The sequence below is a fragment of the Paraburkholderia sp. HP33-1 genome, from assembly GCF_021390595.1.
Lineage (GTDB): Bacteria > Pseudomonadota > Gammaproteobacteria > Burkholderiales > Burkholderiaceae > Paraburkholderia.
This window is the reverse complement of sequence record NZ_JAJEJR010000001.1, coordinates 1,640,936-1,653,810: the sequence shown is the minus strand read 5'-3', so window position 1 is coordinate 1,653,810 and position 12,875 is coordinate 1,640,936. Positions and strand designations below refer to the sequence as shown.

Below are 12,875 nucleotides of genomic sequence, written 5' to 3'. Positions count from 1 at the left end.
CGCTTGGGACAGCTTGCTCAACTGGCGTGCGCGAGGCGCTTGCCGAGAATCACCAGATCGCGCTCGACGCCGTCCAGCACCGCGACGCGCGGCAACGTGCCCCATGCATCGAAGCCGAAGCCGCGGAACAGTCGCACGCTCGGTTCATTGTGACCGAACACGAAGCCGAGCACCGTGTCGATGCCAAGGCCGGGTGCCGCCGCGAGCGCCTCGGCCAGCAGTTGCTTGCCGAGGCCCTGGCCACGCGCGCTTTCGTCCAGATAGATGCTGACTTCGGCGGTGCGCTGATAGGCCGGACGGCCATAAAAATCGGAAAAGCTGACCCATGCGATGACGCGACCCGCCTGCTGCGGATCCTCGACGACCCACAGCGGCCGCTTCTGCGGGCCGTGCGCATGAAACCACGCATGCCGGCTCTCGACGCTGACCGGCTCGAGGTCAGCGGTGACCTGGCGCGACGCAACGGTCGAATTGTAGATGGCGACGATCGCGGGCAGATCGTCGAGCGTGGCGTCGCGGTAGGAAAGGCTCATGGTGGCTTCGCTTGAATGAAAAAAGACGGAATTCGTTACGGCCGGCTCACGCAAACAGCGAGCGATAGCCGATAAACAGTTCCTCGAACACGAGCCGCGCGTTCAACGGATGGTTCTCGACGGCGCGCTGACGGGTGACGGTGCGCAGAAAGCGCGCGAAAGCATTGGCGTCGGCCTGCGCGGCGCAGCGCGTGAGCGCGGCCGACGCCTGCGGGAAATATCGCGGCGAGCCTGCGGTGCGCTGTGCGAGCAGATCGTACATCCAGCGCTGCAGCCAGCCGAGCACGAGCGGCACCGGCAGCTTCTGCAGCGCCTCGCCGCACGCGAATGCGTCGCACCCGGCACCGGCCGCGAGCTGCTTGAGCGTCCAGTCGCGCAGCGTGCGGTTTTCGTCGCTGGCGAGCGCGAGCGCGGCGAGCGGCGCGCCGCCCGCTTCGGCGAGCAGCGCGGGCGCGTCTTTGACGCCTTGCGCGGTGAGCCATTGCGCGGCGGCGTCCGACGCGGGCACGCTCATCGGCCACTGACGGCAGCGGCTGATGATGGTCGGCAGCAAACGGTCGATACGCGCCGACACCATCAGGAACACGACGCCCGCGGGCGGTTCTTCGAGCGTCTTCAGTAGCGCATTGGCGGCCGCGACGTTGAGCGCCTCGGCCGGATACAGCACGACCACGCGTGCGCCACCGCGATGCGAACCGACGCCGACGAAGTCGAGTAGACCGCGAACCTGTTCGATCTTGATTTCCTTGCTCGGCGTGCGGGTCTTCTTGCCTTCGTCGCCATCGGCCTTGTCGGTTTTTTCGGCCTTGTCGTCGGCGCCGTTCGTGGCGTTCGCGGGACCGACTTCGGCAGCGAGCACCTCCGGCACGACGACGCGGTAGTCGGGATGATTGCCCTGCATGAACCAGTTGCAGGCCACGCACGCACCGCACGGCTCGCCGTTCGGCTGCGACGCCTCGCACAGAAGACCCTGCGCGAGGTGCTGCGCGAAGCGCAGCTTGCCGATGCCCGCCTGGCCATGCAGCAACAACGCGTGCGGCCAGTGGCCGCGCAGTTGCTGCAGGCGGTTCCAGTCATCGGCTTGCCACGGATAGATCATCGTTTATCTTTTTTGAATCAATAAGTTGTAAGCACTACTTCACGTGTTCTGTGAATATCGCGCACCACCATAATGAAAAATTATATTGCCTTAAAATCAAAGCATTGCAATCAATTCTTCAAGTTTCTTCTGGATTCGAGCTATGCTTTGCGAAGAGTCGATGATAGCGAATCGATGCGGCGCTTCTTCCGCGCGGCGCATGTATTCGGCGCGCGTGCGCTCGAAAAACGCCGCCGACTCGCTCTCGAAGCGATCCGGATTGCGCGCGGCGCTGCGCCGCTCGTTCGCGACGGCGGGCGGCAGATCGAACAACACCGTCAAATCCGGCTGGAAGCCGCCCTGCACCCAGCGCTCGAGCGCCTCCAGCTTGTCGCGCGGCAAGCCGCGGCCGCCGCCCTGGTACGCAAAGGTCGCGTCGGTGAATCGGTCCGACAGCACCCAGTCGCCGCGCGCGAGCGCCGGCTCGATCACCTCGGCCAGATGCTGGCGGCGCAGCGCGAACATCAGCAACGCCTCGGTTTCGAGGTCCATCTTCTGATGCAACACGATCTCGCGGATCTGCTCACCGAGCGGCGTGCCGCCCGGCTCGCGCGTCATCACCACCGCGCGGCCGCTCGGCGCGAGCTTCGCCTCGAGCCGTTCGCGGAACCAGCCCAGATGGGTGGTCTTGCCCGCGCCGTCGATGCCTTCAAACGTGATGAACTTGCCGCGCGCCATCATTGCCCTCGAATGTATTTGTCCACGGCCTTGTTGTGTTCGCCGAGGGTGTCAGAAAAGATGCTGCTGCCGTCGCCGCGCGACACGAAGTACAGCGCGCTGCTTTGCGCCGGGTTCATCGCCGCCTGCAGCGACGCGACGCCAGGCAGCGAGATCGGCGTCGGCGGCAGGCCCGTCCGGGTGTAGGTATTGTAGGGAGTGTCGGTCTGGAGATCTTTCTTCCTGATGCGGCCAGCGTAGTCGTCACCCATCCCGTAGATCACGGTCGGGTCGGTCTGCAGCGGCATGCCCGCGCGCAGACGGTTGGCGAACACCGCGGCGACGAGCGGCCGGTCGGACGGCTTGCCGGTTTCCTTTTCGATGATCGACGCCATCGTCAGCGCGTCGTACGGCGTTTTGTACGGCAGGTTCGGCGCGCGCGCGAGCCACGCCTCGTCCAGACGCACGCGCATCAGATGGTACGCGCGGCGGTAGATGTCGAGGTCGCTCGTGTCCTTGTCGAACAGATAGGTATCCGGGAAGAACAGCCCCTCGCCGTTGCCGATCGACGCCTCCGGCGCGCCGATCGCGCTCATCAGATCGGCGTCGCTCATGCCGAGCGTGTCGTGCTTCAGCGCGGGATTCGCGTCGAGTTCGGCGCGCATATGCTTGAAGGTCCAGCCCTCGATGACCGTCGCCACGTATTCGTTGACGTCGCCGCGCGCGATTTTCTGCAGCACCTCGTACGGCGTAATGCCGCTTTTAAACTCGTAGTTGCCGGATTTCAGCTCGCTTTGCAGGCCCAGTAGCCGCGTCATCGCGATGAACAGCTCGAGCTCGACCGGCACGCCGCCGCGATTGAGCTGCTGCGCGACGCTGCGCAGGCTGCTGTGCGGTTTGACGGTGACGTCGAGTTGCGCCGGGGTCAATTCGAGCGGACGGGTGGCCCAGTAATATCCGGCGGCGATGGCCGCCGCGGCCAGCACAACGACAAGTGCGCCGGCGACGAAACATTTCTTCAGGAGGGTCACGACGGGAAAGAATTAGCGTTTAGATTGCAACAGACTGATTTTTAACGGAAAAGTCTCGCACCGATCAGCTTTGGGGCTTTGCCCATTTGCAGGTTTTTAGACCCTTTCCGCCCCGTATTGTATAGATGTGGGCACGCTTTGGTCACAAGCCCTCCGCCCGCTCGCGCAGATCGCCGCCCTTGGCATCGGGATCCGCCAGCTGACCACCGAAATCGCCCTTGGCTTCGACATCGAGCCGCTCGACCTCATGCGCGGCGAGGTAGGCGTCCACAGCCGGCACAAGCGGCACAGGAAGCAATGGGCCTACCAGATCAGACCCTCACGAGCATCAAAGCCGACAGACCGGCCTCGATTCGGCGTGTGAGTGTCGGCGTTAGGTGCCAGGTGCTTTCGGCGACCGCACCATCTTTGACATCGGAATCATCCACCGCCCATTTCCCATACCGTCGCTGCCTGCTAGCCTTGCGACCGGTCTAATAGCTAATGGCGTGGAGTCGGGATGCGGTTCAGCCGGAATTTCATGGACATAAAGGAGGCGTGGGGATTCCGCATTGCCTCATGGTGGCGCGGGGTGGGTGGGCAGCTTTCGCGCGAGGAGCACGACGAATTGCAGGAGGCCTTGCAGGCCGCTCGCGATGACTTCCTGAGGTGGGCGAGACCGGAGTCGTGGACCTCGGACGCCGTGGAAATGGATAACCTGCGTAGACTGCTTGGGAGGACGAATGATGCAGGGCGTCCCCCCATCTACAGGATGAACAACCTGCAGGTTGCTCGGGCAATCTGCCGCGAGATCGAAAGGGGTAGTCTGATTTTCGTGCCTTCGCGGAAGGACGTCGAGCGCTATATCGAGGAAGAGCGGAAACGGCGCAGGTACACTGCGCGAGCGAATGACTCTCCGAGGCCGGACACACTGGCAAGCGCGGTGACGTCGCCTCAATCCGCGTCGTCAGTGCCTGCTTCTCCTGCAACGCCGCTGAACAATGCGCAGCCGTTCAACTATCAGCCCGATATGCCGGACGGCGACGCGGAGGAACTGGCGGCCAGTACGAACAAGGAAAACTATGCGGCCAGGATGCTCGGCTACGACCGGAAAACATTCGGTGACATGATTCACGCGATGAAGTACTTCTACAGGTTGCGCGGCGACGATAACGTCATTTGGCACGACGGAGGAGACGTTGAGTTCAATGGCGAGATTATCGACAACATGCACAATTGGGCTCCGTGAGGAACAAAATGAAATCTCCCTATCAATGTGCGCACGCGTCGTTTTCTATCTATCAAGACGTGGAGCCGCCCGAATTCTGGACAAACTATTTTGGCGTCGAGCCGGATACGCAGACCGTGAAAGGGCAATTTCGCGTCACGCCGTCTGGTCAGACTAGCGAGTTTCCGGCTCGTGTTGGGCTGTGGGGAATCCAAAGTAAGGAGCACATCCAGAGCGACCTTCTAAGCCCTCATCTTCGCTATCTGGTCGAGCGCTTGGCGCTGCCTCGATCGGATTTGCCGGAATTGCTCAAGCGTACCGGCGCGCAGATGCGCTTCTTCTGCTATTGGGACAACGAAGCTGGGGACCGCGTGCCCGACGTGCCGGACGATATCCGCGCCATGATGGAAGCGATGGGTGGCACGGTCGAGATTGACGAGTACCGCTAGGATCGACATCCAAACGAAAAAGCCGACCCTCGCAAGTCGGCTTTTTCATGTCGTCCATTTACTTTTCGTCCGCGGCAGCAGGGTCATCGGTCACAGCCCCGGGCGACACTGCGAACTGCGTAATCGCACGCGTCTGCGACAAGCCAGCGGCCGTCATGCCAAACCAGAAGGCCAGCGTCTGCTTCAGCTCACTAGACACGTAGTCGATCAGCGTGCCTCTCGTCAGGCTCGCCGCCGCATCTTTCAGTCAGATGCGGCAAGCCGATCCCGACGACCAGTTGGTGCAGCGCGCAGTGGGACCGGCAGTGTGCTCGCGCGGGGACGGAGGACTTCCGGTTTCACGACGTGCGCCATACTTGGGCAAGTTGGTACGTTCTCCGGCATGCCCATCTTGCGCCTGACCATCTGGTACAGCACGCCAACATGGCCACAATATGGGCGCAACCGAAGGGTGACAACGTGCAAACCTTGCTGCATAAGGCTCTCCGAAAGCCTTATTTCAGCAGGGACATGCAAAACGTGGCCGGGTTGGACTGAATATAATGACTGTTTGCCCTAGCCAAAGTCAGAATTGACTGTTCCCGGAATCCATGAACACACCGCTCGTTAGTGCACCTGGCAACGCCTCAGCTCACGCTCCCGCCGCCGCGCCCGCCGCATTGCCGGTGCTGCCGCGCCCGTCGGCCGAAGAGTTCGCCGCCGTGCTAGAACATGGCGCCTACATGCCGCTACCGCAGTTCGGCGTGATCGACACGACCGGCGACGACGCGGCGAGCTTCCTGCACGCCCAGTTGACCAACGACGTCCAGCATCTCGACGCCGCGAACGCACGCCTTGCCGGCTACTGCTCGGCCAAGGGCCGGCTGCTCGCGTCGTTCCTGTGCTGGCGCAGCGGCGACACGATCCGCCTGCTGGTGTCGAAAGACGTGCAGGCCGCGGTGCAAAAGCGCCTGTCCATGTTCGTGCTGCGCGCCAAGGCGAAGCTCGCCGATACGAGCGGCGAACTCACGGTGATCGGCCTCGCGGGCGACGTGCGCCGCGCGCTGTCCGGCGTGTTCGACGCGCTGCCCGACGGTGTGCACGTGCAGGTCGACGGCACGGCGGGCACGCTGATCCGCGTGCCGGATGCGTTGGAGCGGCTGCGCTATCTGTGGATCGGGCCGAAGGCGCAGGTCGAAGCGCTGCTGCCGTCGCTCGACGGCAAGCTCAAGCGCGTATCGCCGGCGGTGTGGGACTGGCTCGACATCCGCGCGGGCGAACCGCGCATCACGCAGCCGGTCGTCGAGCAATTCGTGCCTCAAATGGTCAACTTCGACGTGCTCGGCGCGGTCAATTTTCGCAAGGGCTGCTATCCAGGTCAGGAAGTGGTCGCGCGCAGTCAGTATCGCGGCACGATCAAACGGCGCACGTCGCTCGCCAACGTCGCGGGCGAGCTCGATACGGTCCGCCCCGGCACCGAGCTGTTCCACTCGGACGATCCGGGCCAGCCGTGCGGAATGATCGTCAACGCGGCGTCGGCGCAGGCGGGCGGCGTCGATCTGCTGGTCGAGATCAAGCTCATGGCGCTCGAGAGCGGCGGCGTGCATCTCGGCGCGGCCGACGGCCCCGCGCTGCGCTTCCTGACGCTGCCCTACGGCTTGCCGGCCGAGGTCTGATCGTCAGGCACGGTAAAAGGCGGCGCAACCGAGCGCCGTTTTTTTATTGGCTGCTTTATTCTCGTCCGATTTTTGCCGCACAAGGCGGCAGCCCCACGCTCTGAGCGGGAGACGCTCCCGATGTGCCTGATCGTATTCGACTGGCGACCTGATGCGCTCGACGGTCCGCTGTTCACGCTCGCCGCGAATCGCGACGAGTTCTTCCGCCGCACGGCCGAGCCGATCGGCTGGTGGCGCGACGCGCCGGACGTGCTGGCGGGTCGCGACCTCGTCGGCGGCGGCACGTGGCTTGGGCTGTCGCGCGACGGCCGCTTCGCCGCGCTAACCAACTACCGCGCGCCCGGCGAAATGCGCGCCGATGCGCCGACCCGCGGCACGCTCGTCAGCGACTGGCTGACCAGCGCCGCGCGCGACGCCGACGGCCATCCGCACGAGACGCCGCTCGCGTATCTGCAACACGTCGCGCAAACCGGCGACATCTATAACGGCTTCAATCTGCTGGTCGGCGACTGGACGCGTCGCGAGCTTGCCTGGTACTGCAATCGCGGCGGCGTCAACGCCAGCGGCGGCCCTGCGCTGCTCGCGCCGGGCACGCACGGCATCTCGAACGCAGTGCTCGATACCGCATGGCCGAAGCTCGTCAGAAAGCGTGCGGAGCTCGGCACCTTGCTCGCGCGCGATGCGATGCCGCCGCTCGAACGGCTGATCGATCTGATGCGCGATCCGCGCCTCGCGCGCGATGACGAATTGCCATCGACCGGCATTTCGCTGGAGCGCGAACGCGTGCTGTCAGCGGCATTCATCGAATCGCCGGATTACGGCACGCGCAGCACCACCGCTTTGCGCGTCGCCGCGTATGGCGAGGTGATCGGCGTCGCGATCGCCGAGCGCAGCGACGACAACGGCTCGCACCGGATCGTGCGACCCGGCGATTTCGAGCGCAGCTTCGCGTTCAATGTCGAGCGCGACCGGATGAGCGTGGCGTGATCGTCCGGCCACAGGCCAGCCGCTCACCGCGTCGCGAGAAGCGCCCTCACCCGATGCCGAATGCCGAGCGCAACGCGGCCGCCGCATCCGCATGCGCTTGCGCGACTTCGGGCACGAAGCCGCCCATCTTGAAGAATTCGTGGATCATGCCTGGGTAGCGCTTGAGCGTGACCGAATTGCCGAGCGCGCGCAGCTTTTCCCCATACGCATCGCCCTCGTCGCTCAACGGATCGTATTCGGCGGTCGCGATCCACGCGGGCGCGACGCCGCGAAAATCGGGCGCGCCGCGCTCGCCGTCGAGCGGCGCGAAACGCCAATCGTCGCGATCGCCGCTGTCGCGGATGTATTGCTCGAAAAACCACTGGATCGTGTCGCCCGACAGCAGGAAGCCGTCGGCGAGGCGCGAATGCGAGTCGGTCTGCTGATGGCCGGTCGTGCCCGGATAGATCAGCAATTGCAGCGCGAGCGCTATGCCGGCATCACGCGCGAGCACCGCGCAAACCGTCGCGAGCGTGCCGCCCGCGCTATCACCGCCCACCGCGAGCCGCGCTCCGTCGATGCCGAATTCGGCCGCGTGCTCGTGCAGCCAGCCTAGCGCGTCAAAAGCATCGTCGACCGCGGTCGGAAACTTGTGCTCGGGCGCGAGCCGGTAATCGACCGACAGCACCGCGCATTGGCCGTCGCGCGCGAACATCCGGCACAGCGCATCGTGCGTATCGACGCTGCCGACCGTGAAGCCGCCGCCGTGGTAGTACACGAACGCCGGCATCGGTTCGGTCCAGTTCGGCTCGACCGGGAAGTAGAGGCGCGCGCGGATCGTCGCGCCGTCGCGCGTCGGCACGCGCAGGTCTTCGACGGAGAACATCGGCGCGCTCGCGATCTCGAGAATCGGCGCGCTTTTCTCGTACGACGCGCGCGCCGCTTGCGGGCTCATCTGGTGATATTGCGGGCGTTTCGCCCGCGCGATCATGTCGAGCACCTGCTCGATCGTGGGATTCAGCGGCATGGTTTCGGCAACGTGACGCGCGTCGCGCATCGGGCGGCGCGGCTGCGCCAAAAGTGAGCAGGAGCCGGCGCACCGGCCTCGCCGGCCGCGCCGCTACTGTGCGTTCTTCACCTCGGGCTTCAGCGACATCGGATCGGACGGCTCGCGCAACTGTTCGATATCCTCGTGGCGCAGCTTCACGGTCGCTATGATGCCCGGATGCGTGATGATATAGAAACGCCGCGCGGCGATCGCCTCGAACGCGATGTCGGCGACATCGGCGGCGGTGAGCTTGCCCGACTGCACCGCGCGCTGCAACTGCTTGCCGGCGGCGATCTGCGAGCGCGTCGGCCGGCTCGCGTTGCGCAACCCGTCGGGACGCGCGCGCTCGGCATCCGCGATGCCGGTCGGCACGAAAGCCGGACACAGCAGCGAACAGCCGACCTCGCCGTCCGTGCCAGCCTGCGCGAGCTTCAGGTCGTGATAAAGCGTCTCGGTCAGCGCCACCACCGCATGCTTCGACGCGTTGTAGATGCCCATCGCCGGCGGCGCCAGCAGCCCCGCCACCGACGCCGTGTTGACGATATGCGCGGGCTCGTTCTGAGCGAGCATGATCGGCGCGAACACGCGCACGCCGTGCGCGACACCCATCACGTTGACGCCGAACACCCACGACCAGTCGTTCGCCGTGCTTTCCCACAGGAAGCCGCCGGTGCCGACGCCCGCGTTGTTGAACAGCACGTGCACCTTGCCGAACGCGGCGAGCGCTGCCTGCGCGAGCGCCTCGACCTGCGCGGCGCTCGACACGTCGGTCGGCACGCCGATCGCGTCGGCGCCGGCTTCGCGCAATGCATCGACGGTCTGCGCGAGCTGGTCGGCGTTGACGTCGGCGAGCACGAGCTTCATGCCGAGCGCCGCGCCCTTGTGCGCGAACGCGCGGCCGAAGCCGCCGCCCGCGCCGGTGATCACCGCCACCTTGCCTGCGAATTCGAACATCCTCTGACTCCCTAGCGTCATGCTCAGATCAGCTTGACCAGTTGCTTGCCGAAGTTGCGGCCCTTCAGCAAACCGATGAAGGCATCGGGCGCGGCTTCGAGCCCTTGCGCGATCGTCTCGCGATATTGCAGCTTTTTCTGCGCGACGAGCGCGCCGAGCTGCTTGAGCGCCTCGGGCCACACGTCCATATGCTCGGTGACGATAAAACCCTGCACCAGCAGCCGCTGCGTGAGCATCAGCGACGGATGCTTCAGCGGCAGCGGCTGGCCGTCATAGCCCGCGATGAAGCCGCACAACGCGATGCGCCCGAACGCGTTCATGCGCGCGAGCGTGGCGTCGAGCACCTCGCCGCCGACGTTCTCGAAGTAGCCATCGACACCATCGGGCGTGACGGCCTTCAGGTCCTTGTACAGATTGCCGGCCTTGTAGTCGACGCACGCGTCGAAGCCGAGCGTCTCAACCACATAGCGGCACTTGTCCGCGCCGCCCGCGATGCCGACCGCGCGCGCCCCCGCCGCCTTCGCGAGCTGGCCGACCACGCTGCCCACCGCGCCGCTCGCCGCGCTGACGACCACCGTCTCGCCCGCCTTCGGCGCGATGATGCGGTTCAGCCCGTACCACGCGGTGACGCCCGGCATGCCGACCGGGCCGAGATACGCCGACAGCGGCACGTGCGTGTCGTCGACCTTCTGCATGCCCGCGCCGTTCGACGTGCCGTACTCCTGCCAGCCGAACATCGCGACGACCTTGTCGCCGACCGTGAACTTCGGATTCCTCGTCTCGACGACCTCGCCGACCGTGCCGCCGATCATCACTTCGTTCAACGGCTGCGGCGCCGCGTACGACTTGCTGTCGTTCATGCGTCCGCGCATATACGGATCGAGCGACAGGTAATGGTTGCGCACCCGCACTTCGCCGTCGGCGAGCGGCGCGAGCGGCGTTTCGACGAGCTTGAAGTTATCGGGCGTGGCTTCGCCTTGCGGGCGCGAAACCAGCAGCAACTGGCGGTTGATCTGGGCCATGAGGTCGTCTCCTTGGATTAATGGGCTGACCTGCATCCGGTGGATCCAGGTCTTTCCTTGAATGGTTGAATGCGATGGGTGCTCAGTCGCTCGGACCGGGCTTCGCCGACGGATCGCTGCGCAGACGCTGTTGCGCGATGTCGCGGCCCACCGCGAGGCGGCGCATGTACTTGAAAGTGCCAAGCGCTTTCGCGACGAAGTGGCCAGCGCTATCGCGGATCTCGCCTTCGCAATAGGCCATCGTCGTCGAGCGATGCAGCACGCGGCCGGTCGCGCGCAACTCGCCGCGGCCCGGCTGCATGAAGTTGACCTTCATCTCGACGGTAACGACGCCGACGCCGTCGGCGGCGAGACTGCGCGCGGCCGTCGCGAGCGCGACGTCGGCGAGCGTCATCGTGACGCCGCCGTGCGCGACGTCCCACGTGTTCATATGATCGGGCTGCAACGGCAGTACGACTTCGCTGACGCCGTCGGCGGCCGACAACAACTGTGCGCCGAGACGCTCGACGAACGGGCTTTCGAGCAACGATGCATGGCCCGTTCTGGATGGGGTGGATGGATCGGTCATTACCTGGGTATCAGATTGGGTAGCCGACGGCGCGTGTGGAGCCTTCGGCAGGTTCGGCGAGCTTGCGCATCACGCCATTTCGTCAACTCGGTGGCTGCTCGCAACCGGAAATGATACCCGCTATCGCGTTGGCGCATGGGCCGCCATCCGTGCCGCCAGGCGCCCCAGTCTGCGCACTGCTTCGTCGGTCAGATCCAGATCCGCACTCGGACAGCTGAGCCGGATGAAGTGATCGAAACGCCCCGCGTTCGAAAACACCGTGCCCGGCATGATGCGAATACCGTCAGCCAACGCGGCATCGAAAAAAGCCGACGACGATACTTCACGCGGCAATTCGATCCAGAAAAACATCCCGCCGCGCGGCGGCGTGAAGCGCGTGCCGTCGGGAAACGATGCCGCCACTGCCGCGGCCATCCGCTCACGCTGCAGTTGCAAGCTCTCGCGCAAACGCCGCAAATGGCGCTCGTACGCGCTCGTCTCCAGGAACCCGGCGAGCACGACTTGCGACAACTGTTCGTTGTGGCGCGACTGCGCGAACTTCAGCATGCCGATGCGCCGATGCCATCGGCCGCCGTTGATCCAGCCGACGCGCATGCCAGGGGCCAGCGTCTTGTTGAACGAGGTGCACTGGATCACGGTGCCATCGGTGTCCCAGGCTTTCAGCGAGCGAAGCGGCTGCGCGGCATCGACGAGCTCGCGGTAGGGATCGTCCTCGATCAGCGCGATGCCGGCGCGCGCGCACAGTTCGACGAGGCTCGCCTTGTGCGCATCCGGCATCACGCTGCCGAGCGGGTTTTGCAGGTTCGGCACCACCACGACCGCCTTGATGTCCGGATGCGTGTCCAGCGCGAACGACAGCGCCTCGATCGCGAGGCCGGTACTCGGGCTGGTCGGAATTTCGAGCGCGCGCAGTCCGAGACTTTCGAGCGCCTGCAGCAATCCGAAGAAGCACGGCGATTCGACCGCGACCGTGTCGCCCGGCTGCGTCACCGCGCGCAACGCGAGGTTCATCGCTTCGACGCCGCCGTGCGTCATGATGATGGCGTCCGCGCCGAGCTGGCTGCCGGCCTCCAGTGCGCGCCGGGCGATGATGGCGCGCAGCGCCGGATCACCCTGATCGGGCCCGACGGCGGTCAGCAAGGTAGGCCGCCGGCGCAACGCGCGCACGGCGGCTTTTTGCAGCGCATCGGTCGGATAGAGATCGGGCGACGCGGTCGCGCCGCCGAGATTGAGCGCGTGCGGATGGCGCTGGAATTTCGACACGAGCGCCGAAATTTCCGAGTGAATGCCGACGAACTGCGCGGCGGCGCCGGGCTGCATCGCGAGATCGGGCTCGGCGGCGCGGGGCAACACAGCCGTCGGCGGCACGCGCACGAAATAGCCGGCGCGCGGCCGGGCGTCGATCAGCGCGGCGCGTTCGAGCTCGCGATAGCTCTCGGTCGCTGTCGCGAGGCTCACGCCGTGGCGCTGCATGAATGCGCGCATCGACGGCATGCGCTCGCCCGGGCGCAGCACACCGTTGCCGATCGCGCGGCGGTATTGGTCGGCCAGTTGCCGGTAAAGCGGCTGGCGCTCGGCTGGCCGGTCCGTCGAGAGATCTTGCGGTGTGAAGAGGGGTTCGCTCATGAGCCGATGGTGCGGATAGAT

General features: G+C 65.3%; 14 protein-coding genes. 4 read left to right on the top strand and 10 right to left on the bottom strand.

Annotation, left to right across the window (positions count from 1 at the left end):
- Positions 1–17: 17 nt before the first annotated feature.
- The 5 genes from L0U81_RS07505 to L0U81_RS33515 all read right to left on the bottom strand — a co-directional run bounded on the left by L0U81_RS07505 (position 18) and on the right by L0U81_RS33515 (position 3,630).
- The gene (locus tag L0U81_RS07505) at positions 18–533 is read right to left on the bottom strand and encodes a GNAT family N-acetyltransferase (protein WP_233801321.1); all 516 of its coding nucleotides are present in this window, start codon (positions 531–533) and stop codon (positions 18–20) included.
- Positions 534–579: 46 nt separating this feature from the next.
- Positions 580–1,632, bottom strand: coding sequence for a DNA polymerase III subunit delta' (locus tag L0U81_RS07500; RefSeq protein WP_233801319.1), 1,053 nt, complete (start codon positions 1,630–1,632; stop codon positions 580–582).
- Positions 1,633–1,728: 96 nt separating this feature from the next.
- On the bottom strand, positions 1,729–2,349 hold the full coding sequence (tmk, locus tag L0U81_RS07495) for a dTMP kinase (RefSeq protein ID WP_233804254.1): 621 nt from the start codon (positions 2,347–2,349) through the stop codon (positions 1,729–1,731).
- On the bottom strand, positions 2,349–3,359 hold the full coding sequence (gene mltG / locus L0U81_RS07490; RefSeq protein ID WP_233801317.1) for an endolytic transglycosylase MltG: 1,011 nt from the start codon (positions 3,357–3,359) through the stop codon (positions 2,349–2,351). Before mltG ends, tmk begins: the two co-directional genes overlap by 1 nt.
- Before the next feature lie 142 nt (positions 3,360–3,501).
- Positions 3,502–3,630, bottom strand: a complete 129-nt coding sequence (locus tag L0U81_RS33515; protein ID WP_267956605.1) for a hypothetical protein — start codon at positions 3,628–3,630, stop codon at positions 3,502–3,504.
- 228 nt (positions 3,631–3,858) lie between these two features.
- Between L0U81_RS33515 and L0U81_RS07485 the strand changes: the two genes are divergently transcribed.
- The 4 genes from L0U81_RS07485 (at position 3,859) to L0U81_RS07465 (ending at position 7,657) form a co-directional block, all read left to right on the top strand.
- Positions 3,859–4,587, top strand: coding sequence for a hypothetical protein (locus L0U81_RS07485; protein ID WP_233801315.1), 729 nt, complete (start codon positions 3,859–3,861; stop codon positions 4,585–4,587).
- 8 nt (positions 4,588–4,595) lie between these two features.
- The gene (locus tag L0U81_RS07480) at positions 4,596–5,015 is read left to right on the top strand and encodes a DUF4279 domain-containing protein (protein WP_233801313.1); all 420 of its coding nucleotides are present in this window, start codon (positions 4,596–4,598) and stop codon (positions 5,013–5,015) included.
- 590 nt (positions 5,016–5,605) lie between these two features.
- Positions 5,606–6,670, top strand: a complete 1,065-nt coding sequence (gene ygfZ, locus L0U81_RS07470; RefSeq protein ID WP_233801310.1) for a CAF17-like 4Fe-4S cluster assembly/insertion protein YgfZ — start codon at positions 5,606–5,608, stop codon at positions 6,668–6,670.
- 120 nt (positions 6,671–6,790) lie between these two features.
- Positions 6,791–7,657 carry an NRDE family protein gene (locus tag L0U81_RS07465; protein ID WP_233801308.1) on the top strand — a complete coding sequence of 289 codons (867 nt, stop codon included), beginning with the start codon at positions 6,791–6,793 and terminating at the stop codon, positions 7,655–7,657.
- A 46-nt stretch (positions 7,658–7,703) separates the two neighbouring features.
- Here the strand turns inward: L0U81_RS07465 and L0U81_RS07460 are convergent, their stop codons facing one another.
- The 5 genes from L0U81_RS07460 to L0U81_RS07440 all read right to left on the bottom strand — a co-directional run bounded on the left by L0U81_RS07460 (position 7,704) and on the right by L0U81_RS07440 (position 12,854).
- The gene (locus L0U81_RS07460; protein ID WP_233801306.1) at positions 7,704–8,663 is read right to left on the bottom strand and encodes an alpha/beta hydrolase; all 960 of its coding nucleotides are present in this window, start codon (positions 8,661–8,663) and stop codon (positions 7,704–7,706) included.
- Positions 8,664–8,756: 93 nt separating this feature from the next.
- Positions 8,757–9,638, bottom strand: a complete 882-nt coding sequence (locus L0U81_RS07455) for an SDR family oxidoreductase (RefSeq protein WP_233801304.1) — start codon at positions 9,636–9,638, stop codon at positions 8,757–8,759.
- A 23-nt stretch (positions 9,639–9,661) separates the two neighbouring features.
- Positions 9,662–10,660 (bottom strand): NADP-dependent oxidoreductase, encoded by a 999-nt coding sequence (locus L0U81_RS07450; protein ID WP_233801302.1) that lies wholly within the window; start codon positions 10,658–10,660, stop codon positions 9,662–9,664.
- Between the two features lie 82 nt (positions 10,661–10,742).
- A complete protein-coding gene (locus tag L0U81_RS07445) occupies positions 10,743–11,228 on the bottom strand; it encodes a PaaI family thioesterase (RefSeq protein WP_233801299.1) in 486 nt (161 codons plus the stop codon).
- A 120-nt stretch (positions 11,229–11,348) separates the two neighbouring features.
- A complete protein-coding gene (locus tag L0U81_RS07440; protein WP_233801297.1) occupies positions 11,349–12,854 on the bottom strand; it encodes an aminotransferase-like domain-containing protein in 1,506 nt (501 codons plus the stop codon).
- Positions 12,855–12,875 lie beyond the last annotated feature (21 nt).

What these genes read in the sequence shown, in the direction of transcription:
- L0U81_RS07445 (WP_233801299.1), bottom strand. Translation starts at nt 11,228, where the DNA reads ATGACCGATCCATCCACCCCATCCAGAACGGGCCATGCATCGTTGCTC.
- L0U81_RS07485 (WP_233801315.1), top strand. Translation starts at nt 3,859, where the DNA reads ATGCGGTTCAGCCGGAATTTCATGGACATAAAGGAGGCGTGGGGATTC.
- ygfZ (WP_233801310.1), top strand. Translation starts at nt 5,606, where the DNA reads ATGAACACACCGCTCGTTAGTGCACCTGGCAACGCCTCAGCTCACGCT.
- L0U81_RS07460 (WP_233801306.1), bottom strand. Translation starts at nt 8,663, where the DNA reads ATGCCGCTGAATCCCACGATCGAGCAGGTGCTCGACATGATCGCGCGG.
- L0U81_RS07505 (WP_233801321.1), bottom strand. Translation starts at nt 533, where the DNA reads ATGAGCCTTTCCTACCGCGACGCCACGCTCGACGATCTGCCCGCGATC.
- L0U81_RS07440 (WP_233801297.1), bottom strand. Translation starts at nt 12,854, where the DNA reads ATGAGCGAACCCCTCTTCACACCGCAAGATCTCTCGACGGACCGGCCA.
- tmk (WP_233804254.1), bottom strand. Translation starts at nt 2,349, where the DNA reads ATGGCGCGCGGCAAGTTCATCACGTTTGAAGGCATCGACGGCGCGGGC.
- L0U81_RS07455 (WP_233801304.1), bottom strand. Translation starts at nt 9,638, where the DNA reads ATGTTCGAATTCGCAGGCAAGGTGGCGGTGATCACCGGCGCGGGCGGC.
- L0U81_RS07450 (WP_233801302.1), bottom strand. Translation starts at nt 10,660, where the DNA reads ATGGCCCAGATCAACCGCCAGTTGCTGCTGGTTTCGCGCCCGCAAGGC.
- L0U81_RS07465 (WP_233801308.1), top strand. Translation starts at nt 6,791, where the DNA reads ATGTGCCTGATCGTATTCGACTGGCGACCTGATGCGCTCGACGGTCCG.
- L0U81_RS07480 (WP_233801313.1), top strand. Translation starts at nt 4,596, where the DNA reads ATGAAATCTCCCTATCAATGTGCGCACGCGTCGTTTTCTATCTATCAA.
- L0U81_RS07500 (WP_233801319.1), bottom strand. Translation starts at nt 1,632, where the DNA reads ATGATCTATCCGTGGCAAGCCGATGACTGGAACCGCCTGCAGCAACTG.